Source organism: Thioalkalivibrio versutus (assembly GCF_001999325.1).
In the GTDB taxonomy this organism is placed as follows: domain Bacteria; phylum Pseudomonadota; class Gammaproteobacteria; order Ectothiorhodospirales; family Ectothiorhodospiraceae; genus Thioalkalivibrio; species Thioalkalivibrio versutus.
Genome location: NZ_MVAR01000014.1, coordinates 19,341 through 33,730 on the forward strand (window position 1 = coordinate 19,341; position 14,390 = coordinate 33,730).

Genomic DNA, 14,390 nt, shown 5'->3' on the forward strand with positions numbered 1-14,390 from the left:
CCGGGCAAGGGAATCCCCTCCCCAGCAGGGACCGGAAAAGAAAAGGGCCCCGGAAGGGGCCCTACTTCACGACCTTCAGTGCCGGACCCTTGCGCTTCGGGGCCGGCGAATCCTCCCCGCCCCCGTCATCACCAGAACCATCCGGAGGCGTGCCCGGACCGTCGTCGTCGGGGCCGGGCCCCGGCTCGCTGCCGAACATCATCCCCTGACCGTTCTCGCGCGCGTAGACTGCGAGCACCGCTTGCATCGGCACAAAGACATCCATCGGGCTGCCCGCGAACCGGGCCGAGAAGGCCACCGCCTCGTCACCGATGTTCAGGGCCTGCACTGCGGTCGGACCGACATTGAGCGTGATCTTGCCCTGGTCGACGAACGCCTCCGGAACGATCACCCCTTCGACTGTCGCGTCGACCAGGAGATGCGGCGTGAAGCCGTTATCCGTAACCCACTCCCACAGAGCCCGGAGCAGATAGGGGCGCGACGAAGTCACAGGCGCAGCTCGCGCTCGGCCTCGGTCAGACTCACCTGGAACGATTCACGCTTGCAGACGCGATCGGCATATTCCTGAATCGCCTGCGGCAACGCCGTCAGATCGATGCCTACGGCGGGAAGCCGCCACATCACCGGGGCGATGGCGCAGTCCACAATCGAGAACTCGTCGCTCAGGAAATACGGCTTGAGCTCGAAGATCTCGGCCGAGCTGACCAGGCTTTCGCGCAGGATCTTGCGCGCCTTGGTCAAGCCGGAGCCGGAGGCCTGGTTGACGGCATCGAGACCCTCGTACCAGTCACGCTCCACGCGATAAAGCGCCAGCCGCGCGGCCGCCCGCGAGACCGGATCCACCGGCATCAGCGGCGGATGCGGAAAGCGTTCATCCAGGTACTCGGTGATGACGTGCGTGCCATACAGGGCCAGGTCGCGATCCACCAGGGTCGGGACCTCGTTGTACGGGTTCAGGTCGGAGAGATCCTCGGGCAGTTCATCGGGCCCGAGATTGACGACATCCACGGCGATGTCCTTCTCCGCAAGGATGATGCGCACCCGGTGGCAACGCACGCAGTCGTGAGCAGAAAACAGGGTCATAACGGAACGACGGTTGGCGACCAGCGCCATGGCTTTCTCCCTAGCCCGGCCGAACGGTTTCCGGTGCCGGGCAGACGGTCAATAACACCGGCGCGCGATCATCCCTGATCGGCGCGCCGGTTACGGTTCATGCCGCCTAGTGTACGTCTTTCCAGTACTCCTTTTTCAAGAAGTAGGCGAGAATCGTGAAGATCCCGAGGAAAATCAGTACGTACAGGCCAATTCGCTGACGGTCCAGCTGCATCGGCTCACCCATGTACGAGAGATAGGTCACGATGTCGCGCACGGCACGATCGTACTCGCTGGGCGTCATCTGACCGGAGCGCACCAGTTCGAGACGCTCGTTACCATCCTCGTCGACGACCTTTTCCTGCCAGCCCTGCAGTTCCCACAGCACGTGGGGCATGCCGACGTTGGAGAACACCTCGTTGTTCGCGCCCAGCGGGCGCGACTCGTCGATGTAGAAGCTCTTCAGAAAGGTATAGACCCAGTCCTCGCCATTGATGCGCGTGGTCATGGTCAGGTCCGGCGGGACCACACCAAAGGCCTCTTCGCCATAGTCTTCGCTCATGGCGTTGGTCATCAGCGAACCGACGCCAACGGGATCACCGGCCTCGTCGGTGATGAAGATAAAGTTCTCCTCCACCTGCTGCTCGGTCAGGCCGATATCGCGACCCACGCGGTTGTAGCGCATGTACTCGGTCGAGTGACAGGCCATGCAGTAGTTCATGAACAGGTTGGCACCGCGCTGCAACGAGGCCTCGTTGGTCACGTCGATGTTGGCCTTTTCCAGGTCACCGTCGTACCCGGCCGCCGAGGCGGCCGGGACGGTGAACAAAGCCGCAGCGGCCAGGAATGTAGTTGCAATCAGCGTTTTCATTACGAAGTCACCCTTTCCGGAACGGCACGGTCACGGCCCAGGCCACGTGCGAAGGCAGGGACCACCATGGTCACGAACAGATACACGGTCGGAATCAGCCAGGACCACATCAGCAGGCCCGCGCTATCGGGGTCGAAGCGCAGGATGTCGTAGAAGGAGTAGATACCCACCACCACGGCAAACGCGATCAGGCTAAAGACCATGGACCGTTCCTTGCTGAGGAACCACAGCACGAAGAAGAACGCGAAGTAGACCGTGGAGAAGCGCAAGCTCATCTCGCTGACCTCGCTGGTTGCCTGCTGCAGGCCCAGCCATCCGAGGATCACGAAGGCCACCACGAACACCGCCAGGTTGAACTTGGCCGCGAACGAGCGATAGCGCATCGACAGGACCGGGTTGCGATCCAGCCAAGGGATGAAGAACAGCATCACCACTGCGGCGCCCATCGCCATCACACCCAGGAACGGATCCGGCACCGAACGCAGGACCGAGTACATTGAGGTGAAGTACCAGACCGGCGGAATCAGGTCCGGGGTCACCAGCGGATCGGCCGGGATCATGTTGTCGGCCTTCAGGAACAGACCACCACCGGTCGGGAAGAAGAACATGATCACGGCGAAGACCATCAGGAACACGCCGACGCCCACCAGGTCCTTCACGGAGTAGTAGGGGTGGAACGGGATGCCATCCTTCGGGATGCCATTCTCGTCCTTGTGGTCCTTGATGTTGATGCCGTCCGGGTTGTTGGAACCCACTTCGTGCAGCGCGATGATGTGCGCGGCCACCAGCATGATCAGCACCAGCGGCAGGGCAATCACGTGCAGTGCGAAAAAGCGGTTCAGCGTGGCGTCGGACAGCAGGAAGTCACCGCGAATCCAGGTCACCAGGTCCGGCCCGATGTACGGGATCGTCTGGAACAGGTTCACGATGACCTGCGCGCCCCAGTAGGACATCTGACCCCACGGCAGCAGGTAGCCGGCGAAGGCCTCGGCCATCAGTACCAGGTAGATCAGCACACCGAAGATCCAGATCAGCTCGCGCGGCTTCTTGTAGGAGCCGTACAGCAATGCCCGGAACATGTGCAGATAGACGACCACGAAGAACATCGAGGCGCCAGTGGAGTGCATATAGCGGATCAGCCAGCCCCACTCCACATCGCGCATGATGTACTCGACCGACGCAAACGCGAGTTCGGCGTCGGGCTTGTAGAACATGGTCAGGAAGATGCCGGAGACCACCTGGATGACCAGCACCAGCAGGGCCAGGGAACCAAAGAAGTACCAGAAGTTGAAGTTCTTCGGTGCGTAGTACTGCGCCAGATGCTCGTTCCACATCTGGGAGAGCGGGAAGCGGGCGTCCACCCAGCCCAGCACACCGCCCTGGATCTTGGTATCAGGATTGCTGGCCATCAGATCGCCTCCCCGTCTTCATCTTCACCAATGACTAGCAAGGTATCGTTCCGATACATGTGCCGCGGGATCACCAGATTGGTCGCCGCGGGCATGTTGCGGTACACGCGACCGGCCAGGTCGAAGCGCGAACCGTGGCAACCGCACAGCCAGCCGCCCTGCCAGTCGGAACCCATCTCGGGATCACCGATCTCCGGACGGTAGGTCGGCGAGCAGCCCAGATGGGTGCAGATACCGATGACGACCAGGATCTCGGGGTCGCGCGAACGATACTCGTTCTGCGCATATGCCGGCTGCTGGCTTTCCACTTCGGAGTCGGGATCGCGCAGGCGATCGGCCACCTCGGCCAAACCGGCAACCATCTCGTCGGTGCGCCGCACTACCCAGATCGGCTGGCCACGCCACTCGACGCTGACACGCTGACCCGGCTCGACAGCGGCCACGTCGAACTCGACAGGGGCCCCGGCTGCCTGAGCGCGCGCGCTGGGCTGCAAGGACGCCAGGAACGGGGCCGCGACTGCGGCGACCCCGGCTCCGCCTACGACGGATGTCGCGGCGACGAGGAACCGGCGACGGCCTCGGTTTACGCCTTGGTTTGCCATGTTTGTCTCTCCAAACAACGTGTTGAAATCGTGTTCCCGCGGCCGCAAAGGAAGGCGCGGCTGGCACGCGAAGGGGCTTGCCGCACGCGCGAATACCCATCTGGGCGGGCTGTAAAATGCGATAGAATTCCCGAACACGCTAATAAGGTCAAGTAGATTGCCGCCATAAGACCGAGCATTGCACTCGGTCTCACGCCCCCGAAAACCTTATAAGCAGTTGATTATAAATTTGCTTGTTCCGGGCGCTGCCAACGCCCCGAAACCGCACATTCTGCACCACAATCTCGCAGCGCGCGGCCCGTGGGGGCGACATCGCTCAGGCGGGATTGTCGATCTCGATGAACTCGTGCTCGAGGCCGAAACGCTCCCCGCACCACTGCCCCAGGGCCAGGGCCCCGTAACGTTCGGTCGCATGGTGCCCGGCGGCGAAGTAATGCACCCCAAGCTCGCGCGCCTCGTGGGTGGTCTGTTCCGAGATCTCGCCACTGACATAGGCATCCACCCCCAGGGCCGCCGCCTCGGTCAGTAGCGACTGCGCCCCGCCGGTACACCAGGCGATGCGCCGGATCGGGTGATCGCCGGCCTCCACGCACAGGGCCTCGCGCCCCAGCACATTGCTGATGTGCGCCTGCATGTCCGGCGCCGACAGCGGTCGGGCGGGGGTTCCGATCTGGCCGACACCGTCCTCGCGCAATACGCCGTCGATCGCGAACCCCAGGCGTCCCGCCAGCTGGGTATTGTTGCCGAGTGCCGGATGGGCATCCAGCGGCAGATGGTAGGCCACCAGATTGATGTCATGCGCAAGCAACTGCCGCAGGCGCTCCCGCTTCATGCCGGTCACCTCCTGCGGCTCGCCCTTCCAGAAGTAGCCATGGTGTACCAGGATCAGGTCGGCCCCGGTCTCCACGGCCGCCTCCACCAGCGCCAGCGAGGCGGTCACCCCGCTGACGATCCGGCGGATCTCGCGCCGTCCCTCGACCTGCAGCCCGTTTGGACAGTAGTCGCGGAAGCGCTCCGGTTCGAGTTCCGCATTGAGTGCCTGCATCAGTTCGTCGCGATCGACCACGGCGGGATCCCCTGTTGAGCGATGATTCGGTATATTCGGCATATGGTGAATTTCTCCCGCTTCCTGCTGCAAGCTGCGCTGACCGGCATCGCCCTGGCGGTGGTGATCGCGGTGTTCTTCCCCGAGATCCTCGGCCGCGGCGACCCGGGTGCCGAGCTGCGGGTCGCCGAGCCGGTGGCTGCGCCTGCCGCAACCGGCGCGCCGGCCAGCTATGCCGACGGCGTACGCCGCGCCGCACCCGCGGTGGTCAACATCATGACCTCGCGTACCATCGACCGCCCATCCGGCTTCGGCCTGCACGAGTTCTTTGGCCAGCAACTGCCACCGGGCGAACAGGAACAGTCCAGCCTCGGCTCCGGGGTCATCATGACCGATCAGGGGCACGTGCTCACCAATCACCACGTGATCGAGGAGGCCGATGCCATCGCCATCGTGCTGCCCGGCGGCGAGGCCCATCCCGCCGAGATCATCGGCATCGACGCGGACACCGACCTCGCCGTGCTGCGCGTGCGGGTGCCGAATCTGGCCGTGGCCACGGTGGGTCACTCCAGCGACCTGCAGGTGGGTGACGTGGTCCTGGCCATTGGCAATCCGTTCGGGGTCGGCCAGACCGTGACCCAGGGCATTGTCTCCGCCACCGGACGCAACCAGCTCGGCATCAACACCTTCGAGGACTTCATTCAGACCGACGCGGCCATCAACCCGGGCAACTCCGGCGGCGCGCTGATCAATGCCCGCGGCGAGGTCATCGGCATCAACACGGCGATCTTCTCGCGCTCCGGCGGCTCCCACGGCATCGGCTTCGCGATCCCTGTGGACCTGGCGCGCAGCGTGATGACCGACATCATCGAACAGGGCTTTGTCGCCCGCGGCTGGCTGGGAATCGAGGTCCAGGCGATGAACCGCGAACTGGCCGAATCCTTCGGCCTGGATGCCCCGCGCGGCGTACTGGTGGCGGGCATCCTGCGCGAAGGCCCTGCCGAAGACGCCGGCATCCGCCCGGGGGACGTCATCACCCACCTCGACGACAGCAGCGTGAACACCCCGCGCGAGGCCCTCAACGCGATCGCCCGCACCGCGCCGGGCGCAACCCTGGACATCCGCATCCAGCGTGAGGGCGAGGACATCGAACTCTCGGCGACTGTCGTCCAGCGCCCGATCTAGGCAACACCCACCCGGGGTCTTTCTCAGCCGTTGGCCGGCGAGCTGACCGTGGTCAGCACCGCGGTCAGCAGCAGGATCAACGCCACCAGGGCGCCCTCCAGCGCAATGCTGCGCCGCAGACGCCGCGGTGCTCCCGCTTCGCCGCGCTCGAAGGCCGGTACCAGCCGCCACTTGTTCGCGGCCGCCAGCAGCAGGAGCAGTGCGACGATCAGCACCTTGCCGATCAGGAACTGGCCATAGCCGGTGGTCAGCAACGGCGTGATGCCACCCAGCAACCACCAGGCGAGAACCAGCCCCGCCAGCACCAGCAGCCCGACCCCGATCATCGCGACCTGCCCGAAACGAGCGAGGATGCGCGCGGCATCGGCAGCCTCGGGTGGGTGCCCGGCCAGCCGGTACAGCGGCGCCAGCGACGCAACCCAGAAGGCGGCTGCCAGCAGATGCACGATCAGCAAGCCGGCCAACAGAAAACGAGGCTCGCCCACGGTATGCCCCACCTGCACAAAGGCGAACATCACCAACAGTACCCCGGCCAGGCTCAGGCCATAGCCCACCCCCGGCAGACGCCGGGCATCCAGCAGGATCGCCTGGACCAGTAGCAGGCCCGTCACCGCGAGGATCAAGCGGGTGCCCTGCGCGCCCTCGAACACGATCCCCAGCAGCATGGGGTCCATCGCGGAGGCGATAGTGCCGCCCCCGAGATACCCGGCCTGCAACAGCCACTGCAGCATGGCCAGGGCGATTGCCACCCAGGCCGCGACCGCCCCCGTCCGGGCGAGCACCCGGCGGTCCGGATCGGGGAGCCCCGGAAACGCCAGGCGAAACAGCACCGCCCCGGTCGCCAGCAGGGCCCCGAGGTAGAACCCGGCCATCACGAGAATCATCGCAACGGTCCAGGCCTCCACCCCGGCGAGTGCCGACATCCAGGCCATGGATCAGTCCTCTACCGTGAAGCGGAAACCGTCGGACATCATGTGCCCGTCGCGTGCCAGACCGCGCCAGCGCACCTGATAGCTACCGGCCGGAAGCGGCTCCGCAGGCTCCACGAAGTAGCGCTCGGTCGGCTCGTTGCCCGGCCGATTCGCCATCCTCACACGGCCGTTGGGGCCGGTCACGTCGAACTGAGTAATGCGCATCGCGCCATCGAACTCGATGCCGATCTCCTCCGGCGAGCCCTGCACGGTGGCGCCGTCCTCCGGCGTGCTGCCCAAATCGCCCTCATGGGCCAGCAGCGGCATGGCCAGGGCCAGCAGCAGGGCCGCCAGGGCGGCTCGGGTGGTGTTGTGAATCGTATTCTTGGTCTGCATGTCGTGTCCTCTTGCTGTTTAGCCGTGTAGCAAACGTTGTTTGAAACAGGTGTGGGTAACACGGAGGGTCCGAATGGACCCTCCGGCCGGTTCCATACCGGAGACTAGTGGTCGTGACCTCCATGCCCCCCGTGACCGCCATGGCCGTTCGCGTCGCGGCTGGGGGTCGGCAGCGCATCCGAGCCCTCGCCGGCCAGCTTGCCGCGGCGAACCGGATTGCCGAAGTCCGGGTCATCGCTGACCATCCAGGCGACCTCGCCCTCCGGATGCCAGTACCAGCCCGGGTCACGGAAGTCGCCCGGCTCCAGGTCGTCACGGACCTTGATCAGGGTGAACATCCCGCCCATGCCGATGCTGCCGAAGGGCCCCTGTCCCATGGCCATCGCCAGGGTGTTCTCCGGGCCGGTCATGTGACCGCTGTCGGTATGTTCCTGGTGATCGGCCATGCCGTGCTCGCCCATCGCCATGTAACCGGGGAGGATCGAGCGGATCTCCTCCTCGATACCGGACTGATCCACGCCTAGCGGGTTGGCAATGCCGTGGCCCATCGGGTTCATGGTGTGATGCGACATGTGGCAGTGGAACGCCCAGTCGCCCGGCGGTGCGACGAACTCGATATCGCGGGTCTGGCCGACTGCCACGATCTCGGTGGTCTCCTTGCGCCACTGGCTGCGTGGCCAGCGCCCGCCATCGGAGCCGGTCACCTCGAACGACACCCCGTGCACGTGCATCGGGTGGTTCCACATCGACAGATTGCCCATGCGGATACGCACCCGCTCGCCGGACTTCGCCACCAGCGAGTCGATGGCCGGGAACACCTTCGAGTTCATCGACCACAGGTCAAAGTCCACCATGATCGACGGATCCGGCGTGCGCGTACCGGGATGCAGTCCCCAGTTGTGCAACAGGATCGCGTAGTCGCGGTCCACCGGCTCGATCTCGCCATCCCTCGGGTGGATGATGAACATGCCCATCATCCCCATCGCCATCTGCACCATCTCGTCGGCATGCGGGTGGTACATGTGCGTGCCGTGCTGGTTCAACTCGAACTCGTAGACGAAGGTCTCGCCCGGGTGGATCGGCGGCTGGGTCACGCCCTTCACCCCGTCCATGCCCGAGGGCAGGTGGATGCCGTGCCAGTGCACCGAGGTGTACTCGGGCAGCCGGTTGGTCACGTAGATGCGGACACGATCGCCCTCCACCGCCTCGATGGTCGGCCCGGGGGTGGTGCCGTTGTAGCCCCAGCACTTGGCCACCGAACCGGGCGCGAATTCGTGCTCGATCTCCTCGGCCACCAGGTGAAACTCCTTCACCCCGTCGTTCATCTGGTACGGCAGCGTCCAGCCATTGGGCGTGTGCACCGGCATGTAGCCCTGCTCGGTGCGTTCGCCCGGCGTGTGATCGCCCTGGTTGTGGTGCTCGTGGCCGGTTTCGGCCATCACCCGTGTCAGGGTGGTCGCCGGCAGCAGGGCGCTGGCGGCAATCAGAAAGTTACGGCGTTTCATCAGTGATGCCCTCCATGCCCGTGGTTGGAATGCTCAGGGGTGTCGTGATCTCCGTGATCCATGCCGGAATGACCCTCGTGACCCTCGTGACCCTCGTGACCCTCGTGACCCTCGTGACCCTCGTGGCCTTCGTGGCCTTCGTGGCCTTCGTGGCCTTCGTGGCCTTCGTGGCCTTCGTGGCCTTCGCCATGATCCACCCCGTCATGGGCCCCGTGATCCATACCGGAATGACCTTCATCGCCGTCATGATCCATGGCGCCAGGGGCACCGTGATCCATCGCGCCGTGATCGCCATGCCCCATGGACCCGTGGTCCATGGGCGCCGGGTCGTGCTCCAGCTGCGCGGTGTCGAACTTGCCGGCACTGCCCGGTTCGCCGCCCGGCAATTCACCGGCGACGGAATGCGCCAGCGCCGCACGCGCCTGCCAGTAGTCACCCAGGGCCGCGACCGCCTTCTGCCAGTCCGCCAGCTCCTCCTGCTTGATCGCGAGCAGGTCGAACACATCGTCGAACATGAAGTTCACGCGCTCCTGCAGCCGCTCGGTCGCCAACTCGCGAGCCGGCAGCAGGTCGTCCTGCAGCACGCCGAAACGGTTGCGGTGGTGGGTCAGACGCTCGAAGTGCTGGTGCACGTCATTGGTAATCACCTGCACCAGCGATGCGCGGCGGGCCTCGCCGTCCGCCAGCCGGGCCTCGGCGCGGGCAATGCCGGACTGGTTCTGGTTGAAGATCGGCAGCGTGAACGAGATACCTCCACCCCACAGGCGGGTCCCGTCGCCCTCGCGCTCGAACTCCAACCCCGGCTCGATATCACCCATCCAGCGATACCGTCGTACCAGGGCCACACCCTCGGTCAGCCCTTCCAGGGCATGATCCAGCGCGCGCAGGTCCAAGCGCTGTTCTAGGGCCTGATCCACCAGGGCCTGGCGCTCCTCGACCTCTGCCAGCGGCAGCGGCAGCGCGGTCGGCAACTCCCAGTCATGGACCTGTCCGGGCAGGCCCATCAAATGCGCAAGGCGCAGCCGCGCCTCGCGCTCGCGCTGTCGGGCATCCTCGAGCTTAAGCCGTGACTCGGCCGCCCGGATGCGCAGGTGGGCGCGCTGCAGGTCCGAGATATTGCCGGCGTCATAGAAGCGCTCGCCCAAACGTGCGCCCAGATCCGCGGCCCGGCTCTCCAGGCGTTGCACCTCGGCACGCTGGCGCGCGGCCACCGCGTCATACCAGGCGCGTTCGGTGTCACTGGCCAACGCGACCATCCCCTCGGCCAGTTGCAGACGGGTGGATTCCCAGTGGGACTGCGCCATCTCCTGGCGCGAGCCGCGCATCAGCAGCCCGGAGATCCCCCAGGCCAGGCCAACGCCGTACTCGTTGCCACCGCCACCCTCGGGGCGCATGACCGACAGCGACAGCGATGGATTGGAAAACTGGGAGGCCTCGACCACGTCGGCCGCAGTCAGATCCAGCTTGGCATAAGCCTGCTGCATGCGCGGGTTGCGCCAGATGGCCTGGTGAATGGCCTCGTCGAGCGTCAGCTCGCCGGAGGGTCGGGGCATCTCCGACTCGGGCAGGTCGATCCCCTGCACCGAGAGGTCCTCCATCAGATCGGACCGGTCCAGCTCGGGCGCGGTAACCGCACAACCGGCGAGAAACAGTACCGACACCACGGGGAGCAGCAATCGGGTTGCTCGCATCGTGAAAATCTCCTTGATTCCGTACTCGATTCCGAACCGCGCGCAAGCGCACGACACGGCCTTTCTACCCGCTGCCGGGGGGCACCCAGGCAGCACACGGGCAGGAACCGGCCAAACGGCCGGCATTACGGGATCAGGAGAGGATTGGAGGGCGGTGCAACGCGACCGCGGAAGGACCGCTCTGGAAAGAATGCAGGCTTGCGCCCTGCGCCACTGTCGTCAGGACAACCATGCCTGTGATGGACGGCATGCCCTGACAATGGCTGCAGGCGGCGCAGGCAGCCAGACAGGCCGCGTCCACGCAATCGGCATGCACGAGCAGCTCGCTGACCTGGGAGTGTCCCGACGAAGACGCATGGTCCGAACCATGATGCGGCGACGCGGCGTGGCCCGCCCGGTCGCCATGCGCATGGTGGTGATGGGCAGCGTCGTGCCCGTGATCGTGCACCCCGTGCTCGGCATCGCCCTTGGACTGGGCGCCATGCATCGTGTGCCCAGCGTGACCGTCTTCCATTCCCACGGCCGCCGCCAGCGCCGGCAGGCCGGCAATCGCCAGCACCAGCATCCAGCACAGCAGTCGGTAGAAGACTCGCTTCACGTCGGTCCGAACCTCGTCTCGAGGGGCGTCGCGCCCCCTATAACCTGACATCAACCTACCACAACCCACAGCCCCCGTAGGGAGCGTGCTTGCACGCGAAGCCCCAGCCAAAGCCGGACGCGGGCAGGGGCTTCGCGTGCAAGCACGCTCCTGCATTCACCCCCAACACCCGATCGGCTACGGGGCCAGCGCGCGTTCGATCACGTCGCGCAGATCGCGCGAGACTTCGAGTGCGGCCAGACGCTCGAGTTCCGCTCGCATCAATTCACTGCGCACGGTGTCGACCTTGCGCCAGCGGGTCAGCGGCTGGGCCAGGCGTGCGGCGGTCTGCGGGTTCATCGCGTCCAGCTTCTCGACGAAGCCGCCCATGCGGCGGTAGCCCTCGCCGTCGTCCTGGTGGAAGTGGCGTTCGTTGCGCGCCATGAACGGCCCCAGCACCGCGCGCACGCGGTTCGGGTTGGTCCAGCGAAAGCCGGGGTGCTCAAGCAGCGCGTCCAGGCGCTCGAAACCGCCGGCGACCTGGCTGCCCGCCTGCAGCCCGAAGTACTTGTCCAGCACCAGCGGGTCGTCGCGGTAGCGCTTTTCGAAGTCCGCCAGCAGCACCTGGCGCGCCTCGTGGTCCAGTTCGTTGACCGCGTTCAGTGCGCCCATGCGCATGGTCTGGCTGCGCGCCTTCTGGTACTGCGCCAGGGCCTCCGGCACCGCGGCCTGGTCGCGCGCGGCGACGCGCAGCGCCAGCAGCCGGTTGCGCAGCTGGCGCCGGCCCATGGCCTCGGCGGTGAACGCACCGTCGTCGACGTCATCCAGCTTCGGCTGGATCTGCTGCATCGCCTCGGTCAGCGGCATGTACAGGCGCTTCTCCAGGTCGTCGCGCTCGTTGCGCAGGCGCACCGGATCCACGCGCTCGAACAGCTCGGCCAGCTCGCGGGTCGGCGGCAGCTGCAGGATGGTCGCCAACAGCACCGGCTCGATCGCCTCGTCGCGCAACAGCGCCGCCAGGGCATGCTCGATCGCCGCCTCCAACGCGGTGTCGGCGGCATCGTGCTCGATGCGTGACCGGATCGCGCGGCGGAACAGCGTCTGCGCCGCCTCCCAGCGGGCAAAGGCGTCGTCGTCATAGGCCAGCAGGTGGGCCAGCTCGTCCACGCCCTGGTTGGCGTTCAGGATCACCGGGGCGGAGAAGCCGCGCAGCCAGGAGATCGCGGCTGGCGAGTCGGACAGCGCTTCGAAACGGAAGGTCTGCTCGCCCTCGCTGAGCTCCAGCACCCACTCGTCCTGCACCTCGCCACCCTTCTGGTGGGCCGTGATGCGCCGTCCTTTCGCATCCAGAAAGGCCACCCGCATCGGGATCACCACAGGCTCCTTGTGCTCCTGCCCTGGAGTTGGCGGCGTCTCCTGCGTGAGCGTGATGCGCGCCTGGCCACCGGGGCCGTCAAACGACGTCGCGGCCGTTACCCGCGGGGTGCCGGCCTGGGTGTACCAGCGCTTGAATGGCGTCAGGTTGCGCCCACTGACCTCGGCCATCACCGCCACGAAGTCGTCAGTGGTCACCGCCTGACCGTCGAAGCGCTCGAAGTAGACATCCAGTCCGCGGCGGAAGGTCTCGCGCCCGATCAGGGTGCGCAGCATGCGGATCAGCTCCGCACCCTTTTCGTACACGGTCAGGGTGTAGAAGTTGTTGATCTCGGCGTAGTGATCCGGGCGCACCGGGTGCGCCAGCGGGCCGGCATCCTCCGGGAACTGGAAGGCGCGCAGCATGGCCACGTCGTCGATGCGCTTCACGCCGAACAGGGTGCAGTCGGTGGTGAACTCCTGGTCACGAAAGACCGTGAGCCCCTCCTTCAGCGACAGCTGGAACCAGTCGCGGCAGGTCACGCGGTTGCCCGACCAGTTGTGGAAGTACTCGTGGGCGATCACCGACTCGATGGCGACGAAGTCGTCGTCGGTGGCGGTATCGGGGCTGGCCAGCACGTACTTGGCGTTGAACAGGTTCAACCCCTTGTTCTCCATCGCCCCCATGTTGAAGTCGTCCACCGCGACGATCATGTACACATCCAGATCGTATTCGCGGCCGAAGGCCTCCTCATCAAAGCGCATGGCGCGCTTCAGCGAGGCCAGCGCGTGATCGCAGCGATCGGCGTTGTGTGCCTCCACGTACAGCTCGAGCTGAACCTCGCGCCCGGACATCGTGGTGAAGGTGTCGCGCTGGCAGGCCAGATCCCCCGCGACCAGCGCGAACAGGTACGACGGCTTGAGGAACGGGTCCTCCCACACGGCGTAATGCCGGCCACCGTCCAGCTCGCCGGCCTCCACCCGGTTACCGTTCGCCAGCAGTACCGGGTATTGCACCCGGTCCGCCTCCAGGCGCACGCGATAGGTTGTCAGTACGTCCGGACGATCGGGGAAGAACGTGATGCGGCGAAATCCCTCCGGCTCGCACTGGGTGCAGAGGTTGCCGCTGGAGGCGTACAACCCCTCCAGCGCGGTGTTCTGATCCGGGTGGCAGCGGCTGACGATTTCCAGCCGCGCGGCCTCCGGCAGGCCGTGGAGCAGCAGCCCCTCGGCGTCCTGTTCCAGCAAACCCTCGGCCGGCTTGGCGCCGTCCACCGTGAACGAGACCAGCTCCACGCCATCGCCATACAGGCGCAGCGGCGCATCCGGCGGCTGATAGTCGTTCAGATAAACCGCCAGGGGGCTCGCATCACGCATTCCAAACTCCAAATCAAAAGCTCTGCACAAGGTTTAACACGCCGCCGCGGCCTCAGCCCCAAACCCGGACCACAACCCCGCCATTGCAACGCCGGGGTTCCTCACAGAGATCGCCACGTCGCTCCGCTCCTCGCGATGACGCCGCTCCTTACCCCCGTCATTGCGAGGCGCCGAAGGCGACGAAACAATCTCCTGAAGCTCGCGAAGCGTCGGGTTCGAGAGCTCCAGTGGTCTCGGACGGAGATGACTCGCTGCGTTCGCCCTTCGGGCCGGCCTGCGGCCGTTCAACGCGCTTCGCGCTCTTGTGCCACGGCGCCGGCGGCCCCTCGCCATGACAGCCCCGGGAACTGGCACCACGCGTCCAATCCGTTAGCAT

The 14,390-nt window shown here is 65.8% G+C and carries 14 protein-coding genes; 2 read left to right on the forward strand and 12 right to left on the reverse strand.

All coding sequences use genetic code 11. From position 1 onward, the window contains the following. Window positions 1-61: 61 nt before the first annotated feature. The 6 genes from B0684_RS04915 to B0684_RS04940 form a co-directional block, all read right to left on the reverse strand. The gene (locus tag B0684_RS04915) at window positions 62-490 is read right to left on the reverse strand and encodes a ClpXP protease specificity-enhancing factor (protein ID WP_018144480.1); all 429 of its coding nucleotides are present in this window, start codon (window positions 488-490) and stop codon (window positions 62-64) included. After that, the gene (locus B0684_RS04920) at window positions 487-1,113 is read right to left on the reverse strand and encodes a glutathione S-transferase N-terminal domain-containing protein (protein WP_018144481.1); all 627 of its coding nucleotides are present in this window, start codon (window positions 1,111-1,113) and stop codon (window positions 487-489) included. Before B0684_RS04920 ends, B0684_RS04915 begins: the two co-directional genes overlap by 4 nt. Window positions 1,114-1,219: 106 nt before the next feature. Next, a complete protein-coding gene (locus B0684_RS04925; protein WP_018168240.1) occupies window positions 1,220-1,963 on the reverse strand; it encodes a cytochrome c1 in 744 nt (247 codons plus the stop codon). Continuing rightward, on the reverse strand, window positions 1,963-3,372 hold the full coding sequence (locus tag B0684_RS04930) for a cytochrome b (RefSeq protein ID WP_018168241.1): 1,410 nt from the start codon (window positions 3,370-3,372) through the stop codon (window positions 1,963-1,965). Before B0684_RS04930 ends, B0684_RS04925 begins: the two co-directional genes overlap by 1 nt. After that, window positions 3,372-3,974 (reverse strand): ubiquinol-cytochrome c reductase iron-sulfur subunit, encoded by a 603-nt coding sequence (gene petA / locus B0684_RS04935; RefSeq protein WP_026305880.1) that lies wholly within the window; start codon window positions 3,972-3,974, stop codon window positions 3,372-3,374. The genes B0684_RS04930 and petA overlap by 1 nt, the downstream gene beginning before the upstream one ends. Window positions 3,975-4,290: 316 nt before the next feature. After that, window positions 4,291-5,040 carry a Nif3-like dinuclear metal center hexameric protein gene (locus tag B0684_RS04940; protein ID WP_018144485.1) on the reverse strand — a complete coding sequence of 250 codons (750 nt, stop codon included), beginning with the start codon at window positions 5,038-5,040 and terminating at the stop codon, window positions 4,291-4,293. A 42-nt stretch (window positions 5,041-5,082) separates the two neighbouring features. On the opposite strand from B0684_RS04940, the gene B0684_RS04945 reads away from it, so the two are divergent. Further along, complete coding sequence (locus B0684_RS04945; protein ID WP_018168243.1) at window positions 5,083-6,204, forward strand: S1C family serine protease; 1,122 nt, start codon at window positions 5,083-5,085, stop codon at window positions 6,202-6,204. A 23-nt stretch (window positions 6,205-6,227) separates the two neighbouring features. On the opposite strand, the gene B0684_RS04950 is transcribed toward B0684_RS04945, so the two are convergent. From B0684_RS04950 to B0684_RS13875, 5 genes are all read right to left on the reverse strand, one after another. Further along, on the reverse strand, window positions 6,228-7,136 hold the full coding sequence (locus tag B0684_RS04950; RefSeq protein WP_018650522.1) for a CopD family protein: 909 nt from the start codon (window positions 7,134-7,136) through the stop codon (window positions 6,228-6,230). A gap of 3 nt (window positions 7,137-7,139) precedes the next feature. Continuing rightward, the gene (locus B0684_RS04955) at window positions 7,140-7,511 is read right to left on the reverse strand and encodes a copper resistance CopC family protein (RefSeq protein WP_018168245.1); all 372 of its coding nucleotides are present in this window, start codon (window positions 7,509-7,511) and stop codon (window positions 7,140-7,142) included. A gap of 104 nt (window positions 7,512-7,615) precedes the next feature. Further along, entirely contained in the window at window positions 7,616-9,016 is a 1,401-nt protein-coding gene (locus B0684_RS04960) for a multicopper oxidase family protein (RefSeq protein WP_018168246.1), read from the reverse strand. After that, the gene (locus B0684_RS04965; protein ID WP_018168247.1) at window positions 9,016-10,692 is read right to left on the reverse strand and encodes a TolC family protein; all 1,677 of its coding nucleotides are present in this window, start codon (window positions 10,690-10,692) and stop codon (window positions 9,016-9,018) included. The genes B0684_RS04960 and B0684_RS04965 overlap by 1 nt, the downstream gene beginning before the upstream one ends. Window positions 10,693-10,840: 148 nt before the next feature. Next, window positions 10,841-11,221 (reverse strand): hypothetical protein, encoded by a 381-nt coding sequence (locus tag B0684_RS13875; RefSeq protein WP_332881454.1) that lies wholly within the window; start codon window positions 11,219-11,221, stop codon window positions 10,841-10,843. Between B0684_RS13875 and B0684_RS14025 the strand changes: the two genes are divergently transcribed. Further along, window positions 11,111-11,353, forward strand: coding sequence for a hypothetical protein (locus tag B0684_RS14025; RefSeq protein ID WP_332881455.1), 243 nt, complete (start codon window positions 11,111-11,113; stop codon window positions 11,351-11,353). The two genes, B0684_RS13875 and B0684_RS14025, sit on opposite strands and share 111 nt — an antisense overlap. A gap of 129 nt (window positions 11,354-11,482) precedes the next feature. On the opposite strand, the gene pepN is transcribed toward B0684_RS14025, so the two are convergent. Beyond that, window positions 11,483-14,014 (reverse strand): aminopeptidase N, encoded by a 2,532-nt coding sequence (pepN, locus tag B0684_RS04975; RefSeq protein ID WP_077276979.1) that lies wholly within the window; start codon window positions 14,012-14,014, stop codon window positions 11,483-11,485. Window positions 14,015-14,390: the final 376 nt, after the last annotated feature.